The organism is Micromonospora sp. URMC 103, assembly GCF_051386435.1.
Taxonomy (GTDB): Bacteria; Actinomycetota; Actinomycetes; order Mycobacteriales; family Micromonosporaceae; genus Micromonospora.
The window spans coordinates 290,222-311,409 of record NZ_JBPQTR010000005.1 but is presented as its reverse complement, the minus strand read 5'-3'; the positions used below and the strand labels follow the sequence as shown (position 1 = coordinate 311,409).

19 protein-coding genes and 2 pseudogenes are annotated in these 21,188 nt (G+C 70.9%); 8 read left to right on the top strand and 13 right to left on the bottom strand.

Going from position 1 to position 21,188, the window contains the following annotated elements; all coding sequences use genetic code 11:
• Positions 1-48: 48 nt before the first annotated feature.
• Both ACSNOA_RS14700 and ACSNOA_RS14695 read right to left on the bottom strand, forming a co-directional pair.
• Positions 49-1,320: a WD40/YVTN/BNR-like repeat-containing protein gene (locus ACSNOA_RS14700; protein ID WP_436658734.1), complete on the bottom strand. Its 1,272-nt coding sequence runs from the start codon at positions 1,318-1,320 to the stop codon at positions 49-51.
• Entirely contained in the window at positions 1,313-1,837 is a 525-nt protein-coding gene (locus ACSNOA_RS14695) for a sigma-70 family RNA polymerase sigma factor (protein WP_436658732.1), read from the bottom strand. The genes ACSNOA_RS14700 and ACSNOA_RS14695 overlap by 8 nt, the downstream gene beginning before the upstream one ends.
• A gap of 234 nt (positions 1,838-2,071) precedes the next feature.
• On the opposite strand from ACSNOA_RS14695, the gene ACSNOA_RS14690 reads away from it, so the two are divergent.
• Positions 2,072-2,788, top strand: a complete 717-nt coding sequence (locus ACSNOA_RS14690; RefSeq protein WP_436658730.1) for a hypothetical protein — start codon at positions 2,072-2,074, stop codon at positions 2,786-2,788.
• Positions 2,789-2,923: 135 nt separating this feature from the next.
• On the top strand, positions 2,924-3,394 hold the full coding sequence (locus ACSNOA_RS14685; protein ID WP_436658728.1) for a GNAT family N-acetyltransferase: 471 nt from the start codon (positions 2,924-2,926) through the stop codon (positions 3,392-3,394).
• 111 nt (positions 3,395-3,505) lie between these two features.
• Here the strand turns inward: ACSNOA_RS14685 and ACSNOA_RS14680 are convergent, their stop codons facing one another.
• Entirely contained in the window at positions 3,506-4,522 is a 1,017-nt protein-coding gene (locus tag ACSNOA_RS14680) for an acetamidase/formamidase family protein (protein WP_436658726.1), read from the bottom strand.
• The gene (locus tag ACSNOA_RS14675; protein ID WP_436658724.1) at positions 4,519-5,958 is read right to left on the bottom strand and encodes an APC family permease; all 1,440 of its coding nucleotides are present in this window, start codon (positions 5,956-5,958) and stop codon (positions 4,519-4,521) included. Before ACSNOA_RS14675 ends, ACSNOA_RS14680 begins: the two co-directional genes overlap by 4 nt.
• A 227-nt stretch (positions 5,959-6,185) precedes the next feature.
• Between ACSNOA_RS14675 and ACSNOA_RS14670 the strand changes: the two genes are divergently transcribed.
• Positions 6,186-6,473, top strand: coding sequence for a GNAT family N-acetyltransferase (locus tag ACSNOA_RS14670; RefSeq protein WP_436662301.1), 288 nt, complete (start codon positions 6,186-6,188; stop codon positions 6,471-6,473).
• A 24-nt stretch (positions 6,474-6,497) separates the two neighbouring features.
• Here the strand turns inward: ACSNOA_RS14670 and ACSNOA_RS14665 are convergent, their stop codons facing one another.
• Both ACSNOA_RS14665 and ACSNOA_RS14660 read right to left on the bottom strand, forming a co-directional pair.
• Complete coding sequence (locus ACSNOA_RS14665; RefSeq protein ID WP_436658722.1) at positions 6,498-7,427, bottom strand: SDR family NAD(P)-dependent oxidoreductase; 930 nt, start codon at positions 7,425-7,427, stop codon at positions 6,498-6,500.
• 259 nt (positions 7,428-7,686) lie between these two features.
• A complete protein-coding gene (locus ACSNOA_RS14660) occupies positions 7,687-9,339 on the bottom strand; it encodes a hypothetical protein (protein ID WP_436658720.1) in 1,653 nt (550 codons plus the stop codon).
• Between the two features lie 276 nt (positions 9,340-9,615).
• Between ACSNOA_RS14660 and ACSNOA_RS14655 the strand changes: the two are divergent.
• Positions 9,616-10,778, top strand: a pseudogene (locus tag ACSNOA_RS14655) (low temperature requirement protein A).
• Positions 10,779-10,796: 18 nt separating this feature from the next.
• Here the strand turns inward: ACSNOA_RS14655 and ACSNOA_RS14650 are convergent.
• Genes ACSNOA_RS14650 through ACSNOA_RS14640 form a run of 3 tightly spaced genes read right to left on the bottom strand, consistent with a single transcriptional unit; the run spans position 10,797 to position 13,533 of the window.
• Entirely contained in the window at positions 10,797-11,618 is an 822-nt protein-coding gene (locus ACSNOA_RS14650) for an ABC transporter ATP-binding protein (RefSeq protein ID WP_436658718.1), read from the bottom strand.
• Between the two features lie 5 nt (positions 11,619-11,623).
• A complete protein-coding gene (locus tag ACSNOA_RS14645) occupies positions 11,624-12,643 on the bottom strand; it encodes an ABC transporter substrate-binding protein (protein ID WP_436658716.1) in 1,020 nt (339 codons plus the stop codon).
• An 11-nt stretch (positions 12,644-12,654) separates the two neighbouring features.
• Complete coding sequence (locus ACSNOA_RS14640; RefSeq protein ID WP_436658714.1) at positions 12,655-13,533, bottom strand: ABC transporter permease; 879 nt, start codon at positions 13,531-13,533, stop codon at positions 12,655-12,657.
• Positions 13,534-13,722: 189 nt separating this feature from the next.
• Between ACSNOA_RS14640 and ACSNOA_RS14635 the strand changes: the two genes are divergently transcribed.
• Complete coding sequence (locus ACSNOA_RS14635) at positions 13,723-14,754, top strand: LacI family DNA-binding transcriptional regulator (RefSeq protein WP_436658712.1); 1,032 nt, start codon at positions 13,723-13,725, stop codon at positions 14,752-14,754.
• A gap of 12 nt (positions 14,755-14,766) precedes the next feature.
• A complete protein-coding gene (locus ACSNOA_RS14630) occupies positions 14,767-15,933 on the top strand; it encodes a mandelate racemase/muconate lactonizing enzyme family protein (protein WP_436658710.1) in 1,167 nt (388 codons plus the stop codon).
• Between the two features lie 81 nt (positions 15,934-16,014).
• On the opposite strand, the gene ACSNOA_RS14625 is transcribed toward ACSNOA_RS14630, so the two are convergent.
• The 3 genes from ACSNOA_RS14625 to ACSNOA_RS14615 all read right to left on the bottom strand — a co-directional run bounded on the left by ACSNOA_RS14625 (position 16,015) and on the right by ACSNOA_RS14615 (position 18,956).
• Positions 16,015-17,127 carry a ScyD/ScyE family protein gene (locus tag ACSNOA_RS14625; RefSeq protein WP_436658708.1) on the bottom strand — a complete coding sequence of 371 codons (1,113 nt, stop codon included), beginning with the start codon at positions 17,125-17,127 and terminating at the stop codon, positions 16,015-16,017.
• Between the two features lie 420 nt (positions 17,128-17,547).
• On the bottom strand, positions 17,548-17,844 hold the full coding sequence (locus ACSNOA_RS14620; RefSeq protein WP_436658706.1) for a MoaD/ThiS family protein: 297 nt from the start codon (positions 17,842-17,844) through the stop codon (positions 17,548-17,550).
• The gene (locus tag ACSNOA_RS14615; protein ID WP_436658703.1) at positions 17,841-18,956 is read right to left on the bottom strand and encodes a WD40/YVTN/BNR-like repeat-containing protein; all 1,116 of its coding nucleotides are present in this window, start codon (positions 18,954-18,956) and stop codon (positions 17,841-17,843) included. The genes ACSNOA_RS14620 and ACSNOA_RS14615 overlap by 4 nt, the downstream gene beginning before the upstream one ends.
• A 202-nt stretch (positions 18,957-19,158) precedes the next feature.
• On the opposite strand from ACSNOA_RS14615, the gene ACSNOA_RS14610 reads away from it, so the two are divergent.
• Both ACSNOA_RS14610 and ACSNOA_RS14605 read left to right on the top strand, forming a co-directional pair.
• Positions 19,159-19,335 (top strand): hypothetical protein, encoded by a 177-nt coding sequence (locus ACSNOA_RS14610; protein ID WP_436658701.1) that lies wholly within the window; start codon positions 19,159-19,161, stop codon positions 19,333-19,335.
• 175 nt (positions 19,336-19,510) lie between these two features.
• A pseudogene (locus tag ACSNOA_RS14605) lies at positions 19,511-20,383 on the top strand (LysR family transcriptional regulator); the annotation flags it as partial.
• Between the two features lie 23 nt (positions 20,384-20,406).
• Here the strand turns inward: ACSNOA_RS14605 and ACSNOA_RS14600 are convergent.
• Positions 20,407-21,168 (bottom strand): serine hydrolase, encoded by a 762-nt coding sequence (locus tag ACSNOA_RS14600; RefSeq protein ID WP_436658699.1) that lies wholly within the window; start codon positions 21,166-21,168, stop codon positions 20,407-20,409.
• Positions 21,169-21,188: the final 20 nt, after the last annotated feature.

Sequence of the window (21,188 nt, the reverse complement as noted above, 5' to 3'; positions counted from 1 at the left end):
CGGTCCACCACCCTTTGTGTGGTGGACCGGCCGCGTGTCCACAGCGGGTCAGGAGAGCCAGGTCCAGGAGCGGTCGACGCCGGGACCGGTGCCGAGGACGATCCCCGTCGGGTAGCTCATGACGATCGTGTCGTCCGGGAGCACCCGCGCGATGAAGGCCTCGCCACCATCTCGCCGCCTCCCACCGAGGGCAGGCTCGTCGACGTACCGCCCGTCGACCCAGTAACCGCCGCCGCCGGAGACGCCGGTCACCGCCAACACCCCGTCGTTCGCGGCAACGGCCGCGAAGGTGTCGTCGGGCAGGCCGGGCTGCTCCTGCCAGCGGTCGCCCCTCAACGCCCACACCCGTTTCGGGCCCGCCAATCTGGTCCCGCTCTCCGGATTCATGCTGACCAGCCAGACATCGGTGCCGTCGGGGGAAACCAGCAGGCCCGCAGCGCCCGCCACCGTCGGCAGCTTCCGCCAGGTGACCGCCCCGTCGTCGCTGACCGTGACGGTCATCCGGTTGCCGTTGCGGACCGCCACCCACAGCCGGTCGTCGCCACCCTCGACGAGCGACTTGTCGGCGTTCGCCGCCAGGTCGAGGGGCGGTTGCGCCGGGACCGCCGCCCCGTCGACCCGCATGAGCCGCTGACGGGCGCACGGGATGTGCGACGACAATCGGTCGTCGTCCGGGCAGCGCAACAGGTAACCGCTGCGGCTCGCGGTGGCCAGCCGGGTCACCCGCGGCGGGGCGTCGATCTGGTGTTCGGTGAAGGACGCGCCGCCGTCCGTCGTGACCAGGTACCGGTCGCCGATGGCGACGGTGAGCTGCTGGTCGTCCGTGGGCAGCAGGAGCAGGCTCTCCGGCGTCGTCGTCGGCTCGTTCGCCACCGCCGGAAGCACCATCCGCCGCCACGTGACACCGCCGTCGGTCGTGCGCGCGAGGTCACGCCGGCAGTCAGTCGACCCGACGTCTTCCGGATCGCAGGTGTCGAAGGAGGCCCAGCCGTGCCGAGCATCGACGAACGTAAGCTGCCGCAGTTCGCCGCGGACTCCGGGCACCGTCACCGTCCGCCGCACGGGCCGATCGTCGGGCGGCGACGCGGTGGGGCTCGGTGTCGGGGTCGGCCGGTTGCCGTCACCGCCCCGCCCGGCCAGCGCGTACGCGCCACCGGGGCCGGCCAGCAACAGCGCCACCACGCCGGCCAGCAGGCCGCGGCGGCGGACCCGGCGGTCCCGGACCCGGCGCCCCGCTGCCGCGAGGCCGGGCGGACGGAAGGTTGGCGCGGTCCGTCGCTCGAACTCGGCGAACACGTCGTCCAGGTCGGTCTCACGCACGGTGAACCTCCTGCCGATCGGTGAGGTGGCTGGCCAGCGCCGCCCGGCCGCGGCTGAGCCAGGACCGGACCGTGCCCTCGGGCGCGTCCAGCTGGTCGGCGATCTCGGCGACGCTGAGCTGGGCCAGGTGGTACAGGACGACGGCCTGGCGCTGGTTCGCGGGTAGGGCGGCCAACGCGGCGGTGAGCGCCACCCGGTCAGGTCCCGGGCCGGCCACGTGCTCCTCCCGCTGCCGGGCGAGGTGCCTGACGGCGGTGCGCACCCGGCGCAGCCGGCTGGTGGCCAGGTTCCAGGCGACCCGCCGCACCCAGGCGGCCGGGTCGTCGTACGTGCTGATCCGGTCCCACCGCTCCAGCACCCGGCAGAACGCCTCCTGGGTGAGGTCCTGCGCCTCGGCGTGGTCCCCCAGGTACGCGTAGAGCTGCACCGCGAGGCGGTGGAAGTGCGCTTCGTAGAAGCCGGTGAACTCCAGCGGCGGTGGCGCACCGGGTGCTCCCGGTCGGTGCCCTACGGTCATGTCGGTCCTCGGTGTCGGACGGGTCTCGTCACTGTCACGCGCACGGTGCCCCATCCGCTGCACCCGATCCCGAACCGCCGCAGTGCTCGTAGCGCAGGTCATGGTGGAGGCGGCAGCAAGTTGTGGCTGCCATCGGCGGTGGGGGCTGGACAGTACTGGAACCATGTGGTCATGCAGGGCGGAGTGCATGCTGTGTCCGTTGCGCCGGCCGGGCCGACATGGCGGTGGTGGGGCATGTTGCGGCTCGCCCTGGTCCTGTTGTGGCTCGTTGCGGCAGCCCTCAGCTGGTGGACGGCACCGCGAAAGCAGAGCTACGAGCAGGCGAGGGCGGACATCGCCGCCGGCGACGTGACGGCGTATCAGTGGGGCGGCAGCTGGGGCGACAGCGGTGGCCCGTGGCCGTGGTTCGATGCCTCCGAGTTGCAGACATCCAGCACGCTCGGTCCACTCTTCGCCTGGCGGACGCCCGACGGTCGGGTGCACTGGACCGACACCGACCGATTCGGCCAGGTCACCACCACGGGCGCCGTCGACCCGGCGAGCTACTCCGGGCCCGGTGCCGTCGGTGTAGCGCAGGACCTGCGGGCGGGCGACCTGGAGCGCAGGGCTGGCGTGGTCCGTGCCCCGGGTGTCGCCGTCACCGTGATCGGCCTGGTCCTCGCCGCCGTCTTCCTCGGTGTGGTCGTCGCCGGCCCGGCTCCGGTCCTCGGCACTCGATGGTTCTGGTTCTGGCTGGTCGCCATCGCGCCGTACGGGCTCGGCCTGCTCTTCTGGTTGTCCCGGGAGCGCCCGTGGTCGCGTCCAGCGGCCCCCGCCAGCGATCGGGAGCGTCGCGACCGGGGGCTCTTCGGTATCGGTCTCGGCATCCTCGCGGCGGTCCTGATGAGCCTTCTGCTGCTGGCGCTGAACGCAGCCCTCGGTGACCGGTGGGTGCCTCGGCTCGACGCCTAGAAGATCGAGGAAAACTGCGCGCCAGGACCGCAGCCGTACGTCCTGAAGCGACTGCGGTGTCGCCGGTCGTCACGAGCGGCAGGCGGCGTGACAATCCAGTTTGTCGGTGCGACCGCCGGCTCCTACCATCGCCCGATGGTCGACGTCTCGATCTCGTCCGTACGGCCGGTGGACGTAGGAGAGATCCTCACCCTTCAGCGTGCCGCGTACGTCACCGAGGCCCAGCTCTACGGCGACACCTCGCTGCCCCCTCTGACCCAGACGTACGAAGAGCTGGCCGCCGAACTCGGGTCCGATCTGGCGCTCAAGGCGACGATGGGGCATCGCATCGTCGGCTCGGTCCGCGCTCGCATCAAGGGATCGGCCCTGCACATCGGCCGCCTCATGGTCGCGCCGGATCTCCAGGGCCGCGGCATCGGCACCCGGCTGCTCACCGCCGTCGAGCGCGAGGCAACCGGCAAGGTGGACCGCTACATGCTGTTCACCGGTCATCTGAGCCACGCCAACATCCGACTGTACGAGCGGCACGGCTACACCCCGATCCGTCGCGTACAGGTCACGTCGGACGTGGCACTGGTCCACCTCGAAAAGCGGGCGGACACGTAGCGATCGCAATTCCGCGTAGGGCCGCGCCGTGTCGTACGACCTTGCGGTGTCTTTCATCGGGTCGGGTAGCGGCGGGGCCGACCGGAGTGACCCGGCCGGCCCCTGCCCCGGTCACCGATGGGTCAGGTAGTGACGGGCCGTCTCGCGCAGCCGGACGTGCACCCCGTCGTACCCGGCGACCCCGCCCAGGTAGCGCTTGTCGACCTTCGCCACCATCGTGTAGTTCGTGTCGCACACGTTGCCGACCGGAGCCTCACCGGCCTGGCTCACCAGCTGGTAGGCGTCGAGCTGGTCCAGCCCGACCAGCTCTGCCGTCCAGGTGACCATGTCGTGCTGGCTGATCCGGTAGGCGTCCTCCAGCGGCCGGGCCGAGCCGGTGGACATCAGTGCGTCGTCCGACTCCAGCCGCGGCCACGGGGTGCCGACCCCCTTGACGACGTCCACGACGACCGTGGTGTTCATGGCCGCCTCGATGCCGGTGCCGCAGACCTCGCCATGGCCCTGCCGGCAATGCCCGTCACCGAGGGCGAAGAGCGCTCCCGACACGTTCACCCCGAAGTACGCGGTGACTCCGGCCCGCAGCTCCGGGGTGTCCATGTTGCCGCCGTGCGCGTCCGGTGTGATCGTCATCCGCGCCTCGAAGGCACCCGGCGCCACCCCGGCCGTGCCGTGCATCGGGTCCAGCGGCAGCGCCACGGTGTAGTCGCCCCGGCGAGCCCGGTACGTCGCCGTGCCGGCGGCGACGTCGACGTCGTACCGCCAGACCACCTCCTCCAGCGGGGGTTGCAGGGTCGCCGTGGTGTGGGTGCCGGTGAGCGCGCCGAAGTGCGGGAAGGTGGTGGACACGGCCCAGTCCCGGGCCGGCTCGATGGAGACGAAGTGCACGGCGAGGGTGTCCCCCGGCTCGGCTCCCTCGACGTGGATCGGCCCCGTCACGGGATTGAGGTACGGAAACTGGCAGACCTGCGACGGCAGGTCGTCGGCGCTGCGCACACGCCCGCCGAAGCAGTCCTCGGTGTACAGCTCGAGGATCGTGCCGGGGCGCACCCGGAGCACCGCCTCGCGCCCGCCGAAGGTGTAGGACAGCTCGCCCGGCTCGGGACGGTACTTCACCACGTCGGTCGTCACTGCGGCTCCTTCACCGGCTCGTCGGTGCGGTCGTGGGCGATGTCGACGAGCGCGGCGAGCTCGGGACGCCGACCCGTCAGGTAGAAGGCCAGCAGGACCAGCAGCCCGACGCCCAACCAGACGAAACCGAGCACCTGGGCGGCCACCTTGGCGTTGATCACGACGTAGAGCAGGATCAGGAATCCGACCACCGGCACCACCAGGTGCCGCAACCAGTCCCGGCTGCCGTTGCGGACGACGTAGTGGGTCACGACGGAGACGTGCAGCGCCAGGAACGCCGTCATGGCGCCGAAGTTGACCAGCGTGGACAGCAGCGAGATGCCGTCGTCCCGGCTGGCCATGTAGAGGCCGAGCGCCAGGGAGATGACCGCGACCAGCAGGGTGGCGTTCGCCGGCACCTTGTGTTTCTCGTTGATCCGGGCGAGGAAGCGCGGCATCTGCCGGTCGCGGGCCATCGCGTACAGCAGGCGGGAGGTCGCGGCCTGGGCGACCAGGGAGTTGGCGAAGCCCCAGGCGATCGCGGTGGCCAGGGCGGTCAGCCCGGCCAGCCAGCCCCCGCCGGCCACGCGGGCCGCGTCGTAGAACGCGGTTCCCTCGGGGTCGCCGTTGTCGAGCAGACCGGCCGCGTCCGGCACCAGCAGGGCGGCGACCCACGTCTGTACGACGAACAGGGCGCCGGCCAGCAGCAGTGCCGCGACCATCGCCCGGCCGATCTGCCGCGCCTCCTCGCGGCTCTCCTCGGCCAGCATCGAGATGCCGTCGAAGCCGAGGAAGGAGAGCACGGCGATCGACACCGCGCCGAAGACCAGCGGCCAGGAGAAGGTGCCCGCGTCGAACAGGGGCCGAAGCGAGAAGCCGGCGCCCTTGCCCTGCGCGAGCGCAACCACGCCGACGGCCAGGAAGATCAGAAGGATGACCAGCTCGGCGGCGAGCATCACCCGGTTGACCCGGGCGGTCATCTGGATGCCGAAGTAGTTGACGACGGTGTTGAGCACGACGAAGGCCGCCAGCCACACCCACACCGGCACGCCGGGCACGAGGGAGTGCATGGCCACGCTGGCCACCAGGTAGAGCAGACCGGGCACGAGGACGTAGTCGAGCAGGATCACCCAGCCGGCGAGGAAGCCGACGGGCGGTGCGATGCCGCGACCGGTGTAGCTGTAGACGGAGCCGGCCATGGGGAACGCGCGGACCATCTGCGCGTACGACAGGGCGGTGAACATCATCGCCACCATGCCGATGATGTAGGCCAGCGCCACCATGCCGCCGGAGCCGGCGTACACGCTGCCGAAGATGCCGAACGGGGCGATCGGCACCATGAAGATCAGTCCGTAGATGAGCAGGTCGGTGAAGCTGAGGGTTCGGTTCAGTTCCTGTCGGTAGCCGAACCGTTCGACCTGGGGACCTGTCTCGGGTGGCTCGGGAGGTTGAGTCACGGCACGCCTCCTTGATCTGGTGAGGCCGCACGTTAGTCCAGCCATCGACGGACAGCTAGATCTATGCGCCTGGATTGAGGGCCTCACAAGGTCACGATTCAGATAAGTCACGCTCGACCGTCGGCGACGAGCCCGCGGCCACGACTGTGCGGTCGCGGCGGGGTGGCTCGGATCGCCCGGCACAGTTGATCATTGAGCGGTGACGAACCCTCCCGCCCTGACGGCCGATCCCGGCGCGTTCTCGCTGGCCGTCTCGGCAGCCCCGACGCCGGCGGAACAGGCATGCGTCGCGACCGTGGATCAGCCGGACCCGGGAGTTCTCGACCTGGCAATGTCGCGAGTACGCCCACCTGGACTGCCTCTTCGTGGACGAATCGCATCGGGGCCGCGGGGTCGGCCGGTTGCTGGTGGACGCCGCGGTGCGGCAGGCACGTGCGTGGGGTGTCGGCGAGTTGCAGTCGCCCAAACGCCGCTACGTCCTGGCGAAAGAACCTGCGCCCCACGAACCACGGTGACGCCGTGGGGTGTCGTACCGACCGTCAGCCGGCGGTCGGTCGATTCGCGCGTGCCTGCGCGACACCCAGCCACTCGCCGAGCCGACGACGCACCCGGCCGCGGCGATATCCGCCGTCCGCAGCCCCGCTGGATGGCGGCTCGAACAGCGATCCCGACGAGGGTGCGGCGGCGGTTCGCCTGGTCACGTACGTCGCGCTCCACCGGGCGACCACCGACTCGGTGATACGCGGCGCCACTCGGTGGGCGGTCAGCGCCAGGTGTCCGACCACCCCGGTCGTCACCTGCCGGCGCGGGCGGCGGGCACCGGCGAGGATCCTGGCCGCCAGACGCTCGGGTGCGTACGCGGGCGGGATGGCGCGCAGTTGGCGGCCAGAGTGGTTGGCGGCCCGTTCGAAGAACGGCGTGTCGACCGGCCCCGGTAACACGAGGCAGACCCGTATCCGGCGATGACCGGCGACCGCCTGTTGAAGGTTCAGGGCCAGCCCTCGGATGGCGAACTTGCTCATCGAGTACAGCGGAACCAGCGGGTTCGGGAACACCGACAACAACGATCCGACGAGCACGAGGGTGCCGTCCCCCTGCGCCTGGAAGGTGGTCATCGCGGCGCGGGCGCCCAGCACGCTGCCGAACACGTTGGTGTCCACCAGCCGGCGGATCTCGTCCACCGATTCGGAGCCCAGCGGCCCCGCAATGCCGACGGCCGCCGCTTCGACCCAGACGTCGATCCGCCCGAACCGCTGCACCGCCCGCCGGGCCAGCCGCTCGACGGCCGCCGGATCGGCGATGTCGGTGGGCACCACCAGCGCCTGCCCACCTCGTGCCCGGCACGCGTGCTCCACCTCCGCAAGCGCCTCTTCGCCGCGCGAGGCGAGGACGAGTCTGGCCCCTTCGGCGGCGAACGCCAACGCCGTGGCGCGGCCAATGCCACTCGACGCTCCCGTGACCAGCACCACGGCGTCACGGAACGTTTTGCGCCTGACCATCGCACCTCCCGCAACGCGGCAGAACGGAACCAACCATCTACCCACGGACGTGACAGTCACTCCCACTGGCGGCACGCTGCCTGGCGGGCGGCGGGGCCGCCGGAAGGCTCAGCCGCCGCGGATGATCCAAGCCGTCCGGCCCCGCCGTGGGTCTGACCTGGTTCGGTCAGACCCGGGCGGGGCCGGATGGCCTGCGTACAGCTGTGAGGCTACGGGGGGTGGCCGAAGGTCAGCCGAAGCAGTTGGGGACGGGTTGGACGCTGCCGGCGCAGTTGGTGGGCCGGTTCTTGATGATGCGGGAGTCCTCGTCCACCGTGACCTGGTTGTTGCTGGTGAAGATGCCGCCGGGCGGCAGGGTCGCGACGTTCTGGCTGACCGTGGACCCCGTGAGCTCGACCGTGCCGTTGTTGTAGATTCCACCGGCCTGCGAGTTCGCGCCAACGGCCTTGTTCTGGTCGACGTGGCTCCGCCGCAGCACAACGGTGCCGCTGCCGACGTAGACGCCGCCGCCGTGCTCGTTGCGGACGGCGTTCTCCCTTATCGTGCTGTGCTCGACCACGAACTGGCCGATCTGGTTGAAGATGCCGCCGCCGCGTTGGCCGACCACGTTGCGCTCGACCGTGCTGTGCTCCAGGTGGAAGTCGCCGTCGTTGAAGATTCCGCCGCCTTCGTTGCTGGCCGTGTTGTCGCTGACCTCGGTGTCCTTCACGATGGTGGTCGCGTTGAGTCCGCCCTGGACGCCGCCGCCGCGGAAGTCCGCAGTGTTGTGGTTGACGAGGACACCATCGAGCACGGCAACGCGGCCGTTCGACACCCCGCCACCGTTACCGGTCAGCACAATGCCGCCGGATCCGCGTACGTGGTTGCTGCTCACCCTGGTGTCTTCCACGGTGAGGTAGCCGTTGTTGTGGATGCCCCCGCCGTTGAACACGGCGACGTTGTTGCTGATCTCGCTCTCGTCCCGGTCCTTGCCGTCCCGGTCCCAGCCCGTGCCGGCGTTCTCCGCGGTCGGCGCCGCCACGCCGGCCGAACCTTCCGCCGACCGTGCCGCCGGCTCGTTGTGGTGCGCCTTCTTGCTCGGGTCGGCCGCGTCCTCGGCACGGTTCGCCTTGCCGGTAATCGTGGTGACGCCGAAGTTGGCGATCCCGCCACCGGGGCCGGTGGACTGGTTGTAGACCAGGTTGGTGTGTTCGAGGGTGGCCCTGCCGCCGGCGTCGACGCGGATGCCGCCACCGCCGGTGACGGTCGCCGAACCGCCCTTGATGGTGACGTCGCGGAGCGTCAGGTTTCCGCCGACTCCGACCTCCAGGATCCGGAACGGTTCGGCGTTGGCCGCCCGGACGATGGTGGCGCCATCGCCCTTGATGACGATCGGTCTGGTGATGACCGGCAGGCCGTTGGGGCCGTTGGGCGTGGCCGGTGTGGTGGCCGGCGCGAACGCGGTGAGGGTGTACGTGCACCGCTCGGCGAGCGTGAGCGTTGCCCCGTCGCCCGCGTTGGCGCGCACGAGCGCGGCGATCAACTCGTCGGCGTCACACGGCACGACCCTCCCGTCGTCCTTGCGATCCTTGCGATCCTTGCGATCCTTGCCGTCCTTGCGATCCTCGCCGTCCTTGCCGCCCGGGTCCTGTCCGCCATTGTCGTCGCCGGTTATCCGGCCACCCCCGGCGATCAACTGCTTCGCCGCGTTGCCGAGGCTGCCGCTGATGTCGTCGAGGCCGGAGGCCCCGGTGACTCCCGCGGCGCCGCTCGCGGCGGCCAGGCCGGCCACCCCGGTCACCCCGGCCACGAGCCAGCGTGCCCACCGTCTCCGTCCTGGCGGCCCGGGCTGCGCTGCTGCTGCCTGACCGACAATCTGATTTTCCGGTTGATGCTTGGACATCGACGCCACCTCACCCTTGTCCGTGCACGACAGGTCCGCACCGCCCAATCGGTGCCGATAGCCTCAAATGCGATTTTTAGCTACTAAACGGAACGTAGCAGAGGGTTTCTCACATCGGACGCGAACGCGAAAGGAAGGCATGTTCGGTGCGCACGTCACAGGCGCACCACCGGCAGCAGTCGTTCCGGGAGTTCCCCGTGGGCACGCCTCACGTCGGGGGAACGCCATTGACCTCGGCGCGGAAGGGTCAGCGGGAGCAGCAGATACGGCCGATGGATGACGAGCACGGACCCGACCGGGCCACGGCGTAATCCCAGATCATCGAATCGGGCGACGCTGCTGGAGCTGTTCTTCGACGTCTTCTACGTCGCGATGTTCGCCCAGTTGTCGATGCAGCTCGCCAGGGAACCCAGCTGGGACGGGTTGGGACAGAACGTCCTCCTGCTGCTCGCCACCTGGTGGACGTGGTCGGTCACCGCGACCGAGACCGAGTTCTACGATCCCCGGCTACGGGTGATCCAGGGCGTGATCGCCAGCGCGATGTTCGGCGTGGTCCTGATGGCGGTCGCCGTACCAGGCGCCTACGGTGGGCGCGGTTCCGTCTTCGCCAGCGCGTACGTCGGCCTCCACCTCGTACGGGGGATCATCCTGGTCGTCGCGCTACGCCGGCAACTCGCGCATACCCGGGCCGGGCGTTTCCTGTTCTGGTTCGTCGTCTCCGGAGCCCTGTGGCTCGCGGGCGGATTCGTCGACCCGACCTGGCGCGCCGGGCTGTGGGCCGCCGCGCTCGTGGTCGACTACGTGGCCGCCGCGCTTCGCTATCCGACACCGAGATGGGGTCGGGTGCCACTCGACCAGTACGACCAGTTGAGCGTCCACTTCGGCGAGCGGTACCAGCAGATCGCCATCCTGGTCCTCGGCGAACTGACGCTGACGGCCACGCTGCAGTTCGCCAGCGCGGAGTACAGCCCCGGCCGGCTCGCAGCCTTCCTCGCCGCGGTCACCACCGCGCTGTTGCTCTGGCAGATCTACGTGACCCAGTCCCACCGCTTCGTCGACCGGTCGGCACACCAGCACCACGCGGTGCGGTGCGCCTCGCGCCGTACGTCTACGCCGTCCTGGTGTCCGGGGTGATCGCCACGTCAGCCGGGGTGGACCTCGTCCTCCACCAGCCCGGTGGCACCACCACCCCTGCGACCTGGATCGTCCTCATCGTCGGTGGTCCGGTCCTGTTCGTGGTCGGACGGATGGGCTCGGAGTACGTGCTCCTCGGCCAGATCTCGCGGTCGCGGCTCGGTTGGCTGGCGCTCCTCATCGGCCTGACGCCGACGCTGACCCCGCTGGCCCCGATCCTCGTCCTGATCCTCACCACGGGAGTCGTGCTCGGCATCGCCATCACCGACACCTGGCGCAACCGAGGTAGGCGCGCGACACCGTGACCGCCCTCGTCGGCACACTCAGTCGTTGCTGGTCGTCGCGCCGAGCAGGTCGCGTATGCGGCCCGTGGCGCGCGCGAACGCCGGCTCGGCCATCGTCTCGCCGTAGTCGCGCTCGGTGGGCAGGTCCACCTCGATGAGCTCGGCCACGGTGCCCGGGCGTGGCGTCATCACGACGACCCGGTTGGCGAGGTAGACGGCCTCCGCGATCGAGTGCGTCACGAGCAGCACGGTCGTGCCCGTCTCCCGCCAGATGCGCCGCAGCTCGACGTTCATCTGCTCGCGGGTGAGCGCGTCGAGCGCCCCGAACGGCTCGTCCATGAGCAGGACCGGCGGGCGGTGCAGCAGCGCGCGGCACAGGGCCACGCGCTGCTGCATCCCACCGGAAAGCTCGTTCGGGTACGCGTCCTCGAAGCCGGTGAGGCCGGTCATCGCGATCAGCTCGTCGGCGCGCTCGCGGGCCGCGGCCTTCGGCATGCGCCGCATCTCGGCCTGGAGCAGGATGTTGCGCCGGGCCGAGCGCCAGTCGAGGAGCGCGGCGCGCTGGAAGACGTACCCGATGTCGCGTCGCGGCCCACGGACGTCCTCGCCGTGCAGCCGGACCCGGCCGGACGACGGTGACAGCAGGCCGGACACCAGCTTGAGCAGCGTCGACTTGCCGCAGCCGGAGGCGCCGACGATCGAGACGAACTCGCCGGGCTCGACGCGCAGCGAGACGTCGGTGAGCGCGGTGACGTCCCTCTTCCGGGTCCGGAACCGGACCGTCACGTCCTCGATCTCGACGGCGGCCCCGGTCGCCGTGGCGTCCGCGGACCGCTGGGTGGTGGTGTTGCCGGCCGTCATGGAGGTCATCCCTTCGGGGCGAAGCTCGCGTCCCAGTAGGCCGACGGCGACTCGGCCTTCGTGATCACGCCCGCCTGGGCGAAGACCGCGATCGTCTTGTTCCAGTCGTCCTCGTTGTTCACGCCCGGGGCCTGGCCCTTGGTGGCGTCGGTGTGCAGCAGCTTGAGCGTCTCGCCGAACTGCTCGGCGAGGACCTGCTTGGAGGGCAGCTGCTGGGAGGCGCCCTCCATCGCGTCCACAGCGGCCTGCGGGTTCGCCTCGGCGGCGGTCCACGCCTCGCTGGTGGCCGTGACCATGCGCTGGACGAGGTCCTTCTTCTTGGCGATGGTGTCCTCGGACGCGAGCAGGCCGTTGCTGTAGAAGTTGAGGCCGAGGTCGGCGAACTTCAGGTAGGACACGGGCTTGCCGGCCTTCTCCTGCATCGTCGGGCCCTGGTCGGTGGCGAAGCCGAGCAGCGCGTCGGTCTTGCCGGACATGACGGCGGCCATCTTGCCGGCGGCGTCGGTGTTCTGGAGGGTCACGTCGCTGGCGCTCAGCCCGTTGGCCTTGAGGAACGCCGGGAAGGTCTTGCTGAGCGCGTCGCCGGCGGTGGAGGCGATCGTCTTGCCCTTGAGGTCGGCCGGGGAGGTGATGTTCTTGTCGGTGAAGAACTGCACCGACGACGGGGTCGTCTGCAGGAACACGCCCACGCTCTTGACATTCATGCCCTGACCCACCCCGCTGAGCAGGGCCGGGGTGTCGGCCCAGCCGAAGTCCGTCTGCCCGGCGGCGGTCGCCTGGATCGTCTTCTGGGAGCCCTGGCCCGCCTGGATGGTCAGGTCGATGCCGTGCTTGGTGAAGATGTCCTGCTTCTTGCCGTAGTAGAACGGCGCGTGCTCGCCGTACGGGTACCAGTTGAGCGTGAGGGTGACCTTGTCGTGGCCCTCGGCGTTCTTGCTCTGCTCGCCCGAGTCCGAACCGCAGCCGGTGGCGGCGGTGAGCAGCAGCGCCGGCACGAGCGCGGCGGCGAAGGTGCGCAGCTTCATGGATGACTCCTCTACAGCGACGTCGTGGCGACGTCGGTACGGCGGCTGGCCTGCCAGGGAAGGACGAAGTACTCGATCAGTTCGACGATGACGAACAGGACGACGCCGAGCAGGGACATGATCAGCAGCCCGGCGAACAGCATGGGGGTGTCGAGGTTGCCGTTGGCCTGGAGGATCACGTAGCCGAGACCCTCGTTGGCGCCCACGAACTCGCCGACCACGGCGCCGGTGACGGCCATCGTGGCGGCGACCTTGAGGCCCGCGAACAGGTGCGGCAGGGACGCGGGGAACCGGATCTTCCAGAACGTCTGCCCGGGGCCGGCTCCCATCGTGGCGGACAGTTGCAGCATCTCGGGGTCGATCGACTTCAGGCCGGTGACCGTGGAGATCACGATGGGGAAGAACGCCATGAGGACCGCGACGACGATCTTGGGCGTCAGGCCGAAGCCGAGCCACACGATGAACAGCGGCGCGATCGCGATCTTCGGGATGACCTGCGCGAAGAGCAGGAGCGGGTACAGGCTCTTCTCGACCGTGGGCGAGTAGACCATCACCACCGCGGAGATCACGCCGACGGCGATGGCGATGACGAAGCCGAGGACGGTCTCGTACGTGGTGATCCAGGTGTTGTGGGCGAAGTAGCCGGACTGGGCCGAGATGACGTCCAGCGTCGCGCGCGGCGACGGGACGAGATACGGCTTGATGAGGTTTCCGGCGGTCACCGCCCACCAGGCGACGAAGATCGCGACGAGCACGGCGAACGGCCGCCACGTGCCCCGGAGGAAGCGGACGACGGCGGCCCCGACACCCCCCGGGCGGCGGGCGGCCACCGGTGCGCCGGGAGCGGACCCCGGCCGCTCCAACAGGTCGGTTGGGCTCTGCGCGGCCATGACCCTCCGTTCTCCTGGGCTGTCCTGGTTGCGCAGCCGCTGGACAGGTGGAGGCGACGGGCCGAGGCGGCGCCTTTCGTACCTCGACGCGACGGGCCCCGCGCCTTGAATGCGCTTTCAGTAAGCGCTTTCAAGGTGCTACCGTAACGACGCCGAAATAGACGGTCAAGACTTCCTCGGGGAGACTGGATGCAGCCACGGCCACACGCGACGCTCGAGGACGTGGCCAGGGCTGCCGGCGTCTCGCTCGCGACGGCCTCCCGGGCGCTCAACGGCACCGCACAGGTCCGGCCCCACCTGCGCGACCGGGTGCGCGAGGCCGCCGAACAACTGGCGTACACCCCGAACGCGCACGCCCGCGCCCTGGCCGGCGGCTCCCAGCGCACCGTCGGCGTCATCTGCCACGACGTGAGCGACCCCTACTTCGCGACGGTGGCCGGTGGCGTCATGCGGGTCGCCGACGACAAGGGCCTGCTCGTGATGCTCGCCAGCACGTTCCGCGACCCCGAGCGCGAGCTCGCCTACGTGTCGATTCTGCGCGCCGAACGGGCCGCCGCCATCCTGCTCATCGGCTCCGGGTTCGAGAACCCCGACTGGGAACGCGCACTGCACGCCGAGCTGGAGCCGTACATCAGCGGCGGCGGCCGCGTCGCCGTGGTGAGCCGCCACCGCAGCCTGCGGGTGGACGCCGTCCTGCCGGAGAACCGGGCCGGCGCGGCGGCCATGGCCCGCGCCCTGCTGGACCTGGGCCACCGCCGTTTCGCCGTGCTCTCCGGGCCCCGGACGTTGACCACGGTCGCCGACCGGGTCGGCGGGTTCCGCGACGAGCTGGCGAAGGCGGGGGTGCCCCTGCGCGCCGACGACGTCGTCGAGGGCGCGTTCACCCGCGACGGCGGGTACGCGGCCATGACCGAGGTGCTGTCCCGAGGGCTGTCGGCCACCTGCGTCTTCGCGGTGACCGACGTGATGGCCATCGGCGCGCTCGCCGCGCTGCGCGACCACGGGCTGTCCGTGCCGGCCGACGTGTCGGTCGCCGGCTTCGACGACATCCCGATCGTCCGCGACCTCACTCCCCCGCTCACCACCGTGGCCCTGCCCCTGCAGCAACTCGGCGAGCGGGCCATGGAACTGGCCCTCACCGAGCACCGCGGCCAACGTCGCCGCATCCACCGGATGGCCGGTGAGGTCGTTCTCCGCGCCAGCACCGCGAAGGTCCCGTAGAGAAGGAGGCTCGTGACCCACCCCGCCGCCGCCCTGGCCGGCCTCACGATCGACCGCGTCGAGACGTTCGCCGTCGCGCTACCCACGCTGCGTTCCTTCGGCGTGTCCGGCGGGTCGGTCGCCGTGGCCGGCCAGCCGAGCATCCGGATCCTCGTGAAGGTGAGCGCGGACGGCGTCGCCGGCTGGGGCGAGGCCACACCGATCCCGGCCTGGACCTACGAGACGGCCGAGTCCATCGTCAGCACCATCGACCGCTACCTGGCGCCCGCCGTCCTCGGCCGCCCGTGCTGGGACCTCGACGGCGTGACGACCGCGTTCGACCGGGCCGTCAACCGCGGCTTCACCATCGGCGCGCCTCTGGCGAAGTCCGCTGTGGACGTCGCGCTGCACGACCTGCTCGGCCGGGCGCTCGGCGTGCCCGTCGGGACGCTGTGGGGGCAGCGGCGCCAGGAGACGGTGACGCTGGGCTGGATCGTCTCCGGCCAGACGGCCGGCGAGGTCGCCGACTGCGTGGCCGAGGGGTTCGACCTCGGCTACCACGCCTTCAAGGTCAAGGTCGGGCTGCACAGCGAGGCCGAGGACACGGCCGTGGTGCGCGCGGTCCGGGAAGCGGCGCCGGACGCACCCCTGTGGGTCGACGCCAACCAGGGCTACACCGCGGACGCCGCGTTACGCATGGCGCGCCGCATGGCCGAGCTGGGCGTGAGCGCGTTCGAACAGCCGCTGCCAGCCAACGACGTGGCGGGGCTGCGCCGGCTCCGCGAGGCGTCGCCGGTCCCCGTCGCGCTCGACGAGAGCCTGCGCCACCCGAGCGACCTGGCCACCTTCGTGAAGCTCGGCGCCGTGGACGTGGCGATCGCCAAGGTGCAGCGCAGCGGCGGCCTGACGCTGTCGCGCCGGCTGTGCGCGCTGGCCGAGGACAGCGGCGTACGCCTCATGGGTTCCGGCCTCACCGACTCCGACCTCGGCCTCGCCGCGTCCCTGCACCTGTTCGCGGCGTTCGGCATCGACACGCCCGTCGACCTCAACGGACGCCAGTTCGTGCGGTCGTCGTACGCCACCGGTGCGACCGTCGAGGTGGCCGAGGGCACGGCCCGGGTGCCGACCGGTCCGGGGCTCGGGGTCGACGTCGACGAGGCGGTCGTGCGGGACCTCGCCGTTGACGTGCTCAACCCGTAGGACGGGCACGTCATCGTGCCGTCGCACGTTGAGGACGTCGCGGCCGGCGAGGTCCGCGTCGACCCCGCCGGCCGTGATTGCTCAGTGACCGCGTCGGGGTGTGACCTTGAGAAGCTGACCTGCCCCGCCCGGGAGGATGCCCCGGTTGCTGATGTAGATCGTGCCGTCCTTCGCCACCGCCAAGCCGCCCGGAACCTCGAGACCCGGCACCTGCACCTCGGACTTCTTCCCGTGGCTGACCTTCACCAGCCGGCCGGGGAAGTTGCCACAGACCTCGGCCTCCAGCAGACCGGCGCGCGCGATCTCCAGGACGTACAGGGAGCCGTCCGGCGCGAACGCGATGTCCACGATCGCGCTGAACCCGTCGGCAAACGTCGAGACGTGGCCGGTGCGCGGGTCGACCCGGAACACGCGCGCGGCTCCAGGGGCGAACGGGAAGCCGGTGAGCTGACCGACGTAGAAGGCGCCGTCGGGGCCCACCACGACCGAGGTCGGGACGGCCTGGGACGGTATCGGGGTGCCGACCGGCGGGAAGTCCGGCGGCGCCGGGCAGGACAGAGCGGGCACCGGCCGCACCGCGTCAGGGAATGTCGCAACGGTGTTGATGCGGCCGTTGGCGCCGACCCTCAGTAGGGCGTTGGCTCCGGCGTCGACGACGAGGGTGGCACCCCCGCGCAGCGCTGCCACCGAGTACGGGTTGGAGTCCGGCCCGGCGCCGTCCGGGTCGTTGACGCCCTCGTACGCGGCGAGGTCGGCCATCGTCCGGTCACCGCCGTACGGGCGGACCCGCTTGACCGTGCCGAGTTGCCCCGCGAACGAGATGTCCTGCGCGATCGCGCCGCGGACGTTCGGCGGCGCGCCCAGCCCCATGGCGATGAGCATCGTGTTCGGGTGATCGACCACGACGTCGTGCGGACCGGTGGCCGCGAAGCCGATCGCCGCGGGGTCACAGGTGCCGTTCTCGCTCGCGCCGCTGTAGGACGGAAGCCCTCTGACGACGCGACGCTGGCTTGAGTGCTGGACTCTTGTCACCCCGCCGGTCTTGCCGAAGCACAGAGTCGAGCCGCTCGGCCCGCCGCCCGGCACCTCCGCCGCCGTGGGCCCACCGACGCCGGCCTCGGCGACGTAGACGGCGCCGTCGCGGCTGATCGTCACGCCACGCGGGTTGAGTAGACCGTCGGCGATCACGCGCACCGTCGGAGCGTCGGAATGCGCCAGCGACGGTGTCGCCGGCAGCAGGCTGACGACCACGGCTCCCGCCGTCAGGCCCACCAACGTCGACCGGGCCCTCCTTGATCGAACCATGAGATTTCCCCCCTCGGATCGACGGACGCGGAACACGCCCGTTTACGTCCGATCCTCATGCTGCCGGCCGAGGCAGCCCGGGAGAGCCCTCTGTCCCCGAGACGACAGGACGTGTCCACGTCGGCGACTGCACGTCATCCGCTCCTCGGCTCAAGCGCGTGACCAGCGGAGGAGACGGACCGACGGCCACGCTCGGCGAAGCGGCGGCCCGCGCTGAGGAGCTTCTCGGCCCCGGCGTGGGGCTTGGCGGTCCCGCCGGGACGGCACGAAGCGACCTGTTGTTGACGTGGCCCGGTCGAGCAGACGACGCTATCCACCGGCCATCGCGCCGAGGATGATGAACGGCTCCTTGCCGGCGATCACCTCCTCGGGGAGTGGCGTGTCCGGCGAGTCGTTCGACAGGTCCTGCTCGCAGGCGTAGAACCGGACGAACGCGCGGCGCTTGCCGCTGTGACGGTCGCGGATCGTGCCGAGCAGCATCGGGTATCGCGCCTCGAGAGTGTCCAGGATCAGGCGCTGCGTCGCCGGCCCGGGCACCTCGAGACGTACCTCGCCGCTGACGTGGGCCAGATTCTTCAGGTGGGCCGGGAGGACGACCCGGATCACGGCAGCACCTGGACTTCCACGGAGAGCACGGCCGGCAGGTCCCGTACGATCGACGCCCAACTGTCGCCGCCGTCCGCCGAGTGGTAGACCTGGCCACCCGTGGTGCCGAAGTAGATCCCACACGGGTCGAGGGTGTCGACCGCCATCGCGTCGCGGAGCACGTTGACATAGCAGTCGGACTGCGGCAGGCCCGTCGTCAACGGCTCCCAGTCGTCGCCGCCCGTGCGGCTGCGGTAGACGCGCAGCCTGCCCTCCGGTGGGTAGTGCTCCGAGTCGCTCTTGATCGGGACGACGTAGATCGTCTCCGGCTCGTGCGCGTGCACCGCGATGGGGAACCCGAAGTCCGACGGCAGGTCGCCGCTCACCTCGCGCCAGTTCGCGCCGGCGTCGTCGCTGCGCATGACGTCCCAGTGCTTCTGCATGAACAGCGTGTCGGGACGGGACGGGTGCTGAGTGATGTGGTGGACGCAGTGGCCGACCTCGGAGTCATGGTCGGGGATCTCGCCCGAGCGCAGGCCCTTGTTGATCGGCAGCCATCTCGCTCCGGCGTCATCGCTGCGGAACGCGCCCGCCGCCGAGATGGCGACGTAGATCCGGTCCTTGTGCACCGGGTCCAGGATGATCGTGTGCAGGCACATGCCACCGGCGCCGGGCTGCCACGCCGGCCCGGTCGGGTGGGTGCGAAGCGCGGTGAGCTCCTTCCACTTCAGGCCGCCGTCATTGGACACGTAGAGGGCGGCGTCCTCCGCGCCCGCGTACACCGTGTCGGGGTCGTCGCGTGACGGCTCGAGGTGCCAGATGCGCTTGAACTCCCACGGGCGCGGGGTGCCGTCGTACCACAGGTGCTCGCCGACGTCGCCCGCGTAGGCGAAGTCGTTGCCGACCGTCGTCCAGCTCTTGCCGCCGTCGTCGGACCGTTGGATCAACTGCCCGAACCACCCGCCGGACTGGGATGCGTAGAGCCGGTTCGGGTCGGCCGGCGAACCGGTGAGGTGGTATATCTCCCAGCCGCCGAAATGCGGGCCGTCGACCGTCCAGTCGCCGCGCCTGCCGTCGGACGTCAATGTGAATGCGCCCTTGCGTGTGCCTACCAGCACGCGTACGCCACTCATGCCCTCATCCTCTCGCTTTTCCTCGACGGTACGGCGGGTCAGACCGGCCGTTGCGCCAACACTCATCGGTTTTCGTCAGTCGTACCCTCCGGGTACGACGAATCCGCGGTGCGGCGTCCACCGCCGTAATCGGCGTCCCTTCGGCCGATATGAAGTCCCGGCCCCGCACGGTAGGTTGCCTCGTCGCAAGCTGCTCACCTCAATGGAGCGACTACCCGCCGGATTCTCAGCGGTCGACCAGACGCAGGCCGTCGCCGAGGTGATCGAAGCCCGCATCTGGGGCGGCATCCACACTCGTACAGCCGACACCGAGGGCGCGAAGGTGGGCGCGGCCGTCACCGCGTACATGATCGAAAACTACTTCCGCCCGCGGCCGTAACGCCCCGGCCTGACGTGACGCCCGGCCTGACGTGACGCCCGGCCGGGCGTCACCGGCCGCCGGTACCGGGTGATCAGCGATCCCGAGGGCGCACCGCCTCGGCAGGTGCGAGAGGGTGGTCACGCGGCGGTGGGCCCACCCCGCGCCGCCCGGAAGCGAGGAAGGCGGTTTCCGCATGTTCAACAGCACACGCCTGCAGGTCGTGCTGGAGATCGCCCGGCACGGCACCATCGTCGCCGCCGCGGAGCAGCTGCGGCTGAGCCCCTCCGCCGTCTCGCACCAGCTCGCCACCCTCGAACAGGAGGCCGGGGTGGCGCTGGTGGACCGGGGGCCGCGCAGCCTGCGCCTGACCGTGGCGGGGCAGCGACTCGCCGACTACGCGCAGCAGATCGCCGACCTGATGTCGGCCGCCCGCGACGAGTTGTCCGCCCACGGCGAGGGCCGGCGGGGGCTGCTGCGGATCGGGTTCTTCGCGACGGCCGGCGCCGAGTTGCTGCCGCACGCCCTGTCGCGCTTCACCCGCGACCACCCCCAGGTCGAGCTGGCCCTGATCCTGGGACAGCCACCCGAGCTGCTCACCCGCCTCAACCAGGGCGAGCTGGACCTCGTGGTGGTGTTCGACCACCCGCTGAGTCCCGCGCAGGACGCCGCACCGGCGAAGGTCTCACCGCTGATGGTCGACCCGCAGCTCGTGGTGCTTCCCGCCGGGCATCCGCTCGGCGGCCGGCGGCGGCTGCGGCTCACCGACCTGGCGAACGAACCCTGGATCACCACGCTCGGTGTGCACGGCGAGGTCTCCGTGCTGGAGCTGGCCGCCCGCGCCGAGGGGTTCCAACCACGGATCCGCTGCCGCAGCGACCACTACGAGGTGGTGCTGGGCCTCGTCCGGGCCGGCGTCGGCGTCGCGCTGGTCCCGTCCCTGGGTCTGCGCAACCCCGTCGGCGTGGTGGTCCGGCCTCTCGCGCACGCCCGGCTGCACCGCGACATCGGGGTGGCCCAGCGCCCCGGGAACCCGAACCCGGTCGTCGGCAGCTTCGTCGACCGGTTGACCGACGCCGCGGCGGCACTCAGTCAGGAGCTGGCCGAGCGGTGGCCGGCGACGCCCGCGAGCCGGGCGGCCACCCTCCCCCACCGCCGAAGCTCCACCGTCGCGGCCCGTTCCTCCCCCGGCTCGAACGCGGCGACCACCGCATAGACGACGGTGTGCCGGCCGGCGACGATCCCCGCGTCGGCGCGTACCCCGCTGTCCGTGCCGGTCTTGTTCGCCACCCGGACCCCGTCGGTCGACCACGGGTCGTGCGGGATGGTGTCGGCCACGAGCGCCCGATCGGTGTTGCGGGCCAGCCACCCCGTGAGCAGGCCCGATGCCTGGCTGTCCGGCCACGCGCCGGTCGCCGCACCGGCGAGGAGGGCGCAGAGGTCACGCGCCGTGCCGGTCGCGAACGTCGGCGGTACGCCCGGACCGCGAACCGCCCGGATCCGGTCGTGCAGTCTGGTGTCGCGAAGGCCGCCCCGGCGGGCCAGCTCGTCGACGGCCTCCAGCGTCACCACCCGCAGCAGGGCGTTCGTGGCCGCGTTGTCGCTGACCGCGGCGACCGCGGTGGCGAGGTCGGTGACCGTCCACCGTCGTGGCGAGAGCAGCCCCAGCAGCCCCGTCCCGCCGAGCGTCCGGTCGTCGTCGAGCAGGTCGACCGGCTGGTCGGGTGTGAGACTGCCCTCGGCGAGGCGGCGCGCCACCTCGCCGAGAAGGAGCAGCTTGCCGACGCTGGCGAGCGGCAGGACCTGGTCCGCGGCCCGCGCTGAGACCCGTCCGTCGTCCAGCCGTCGCACCATCGCGCCGATCCGCAACGCGG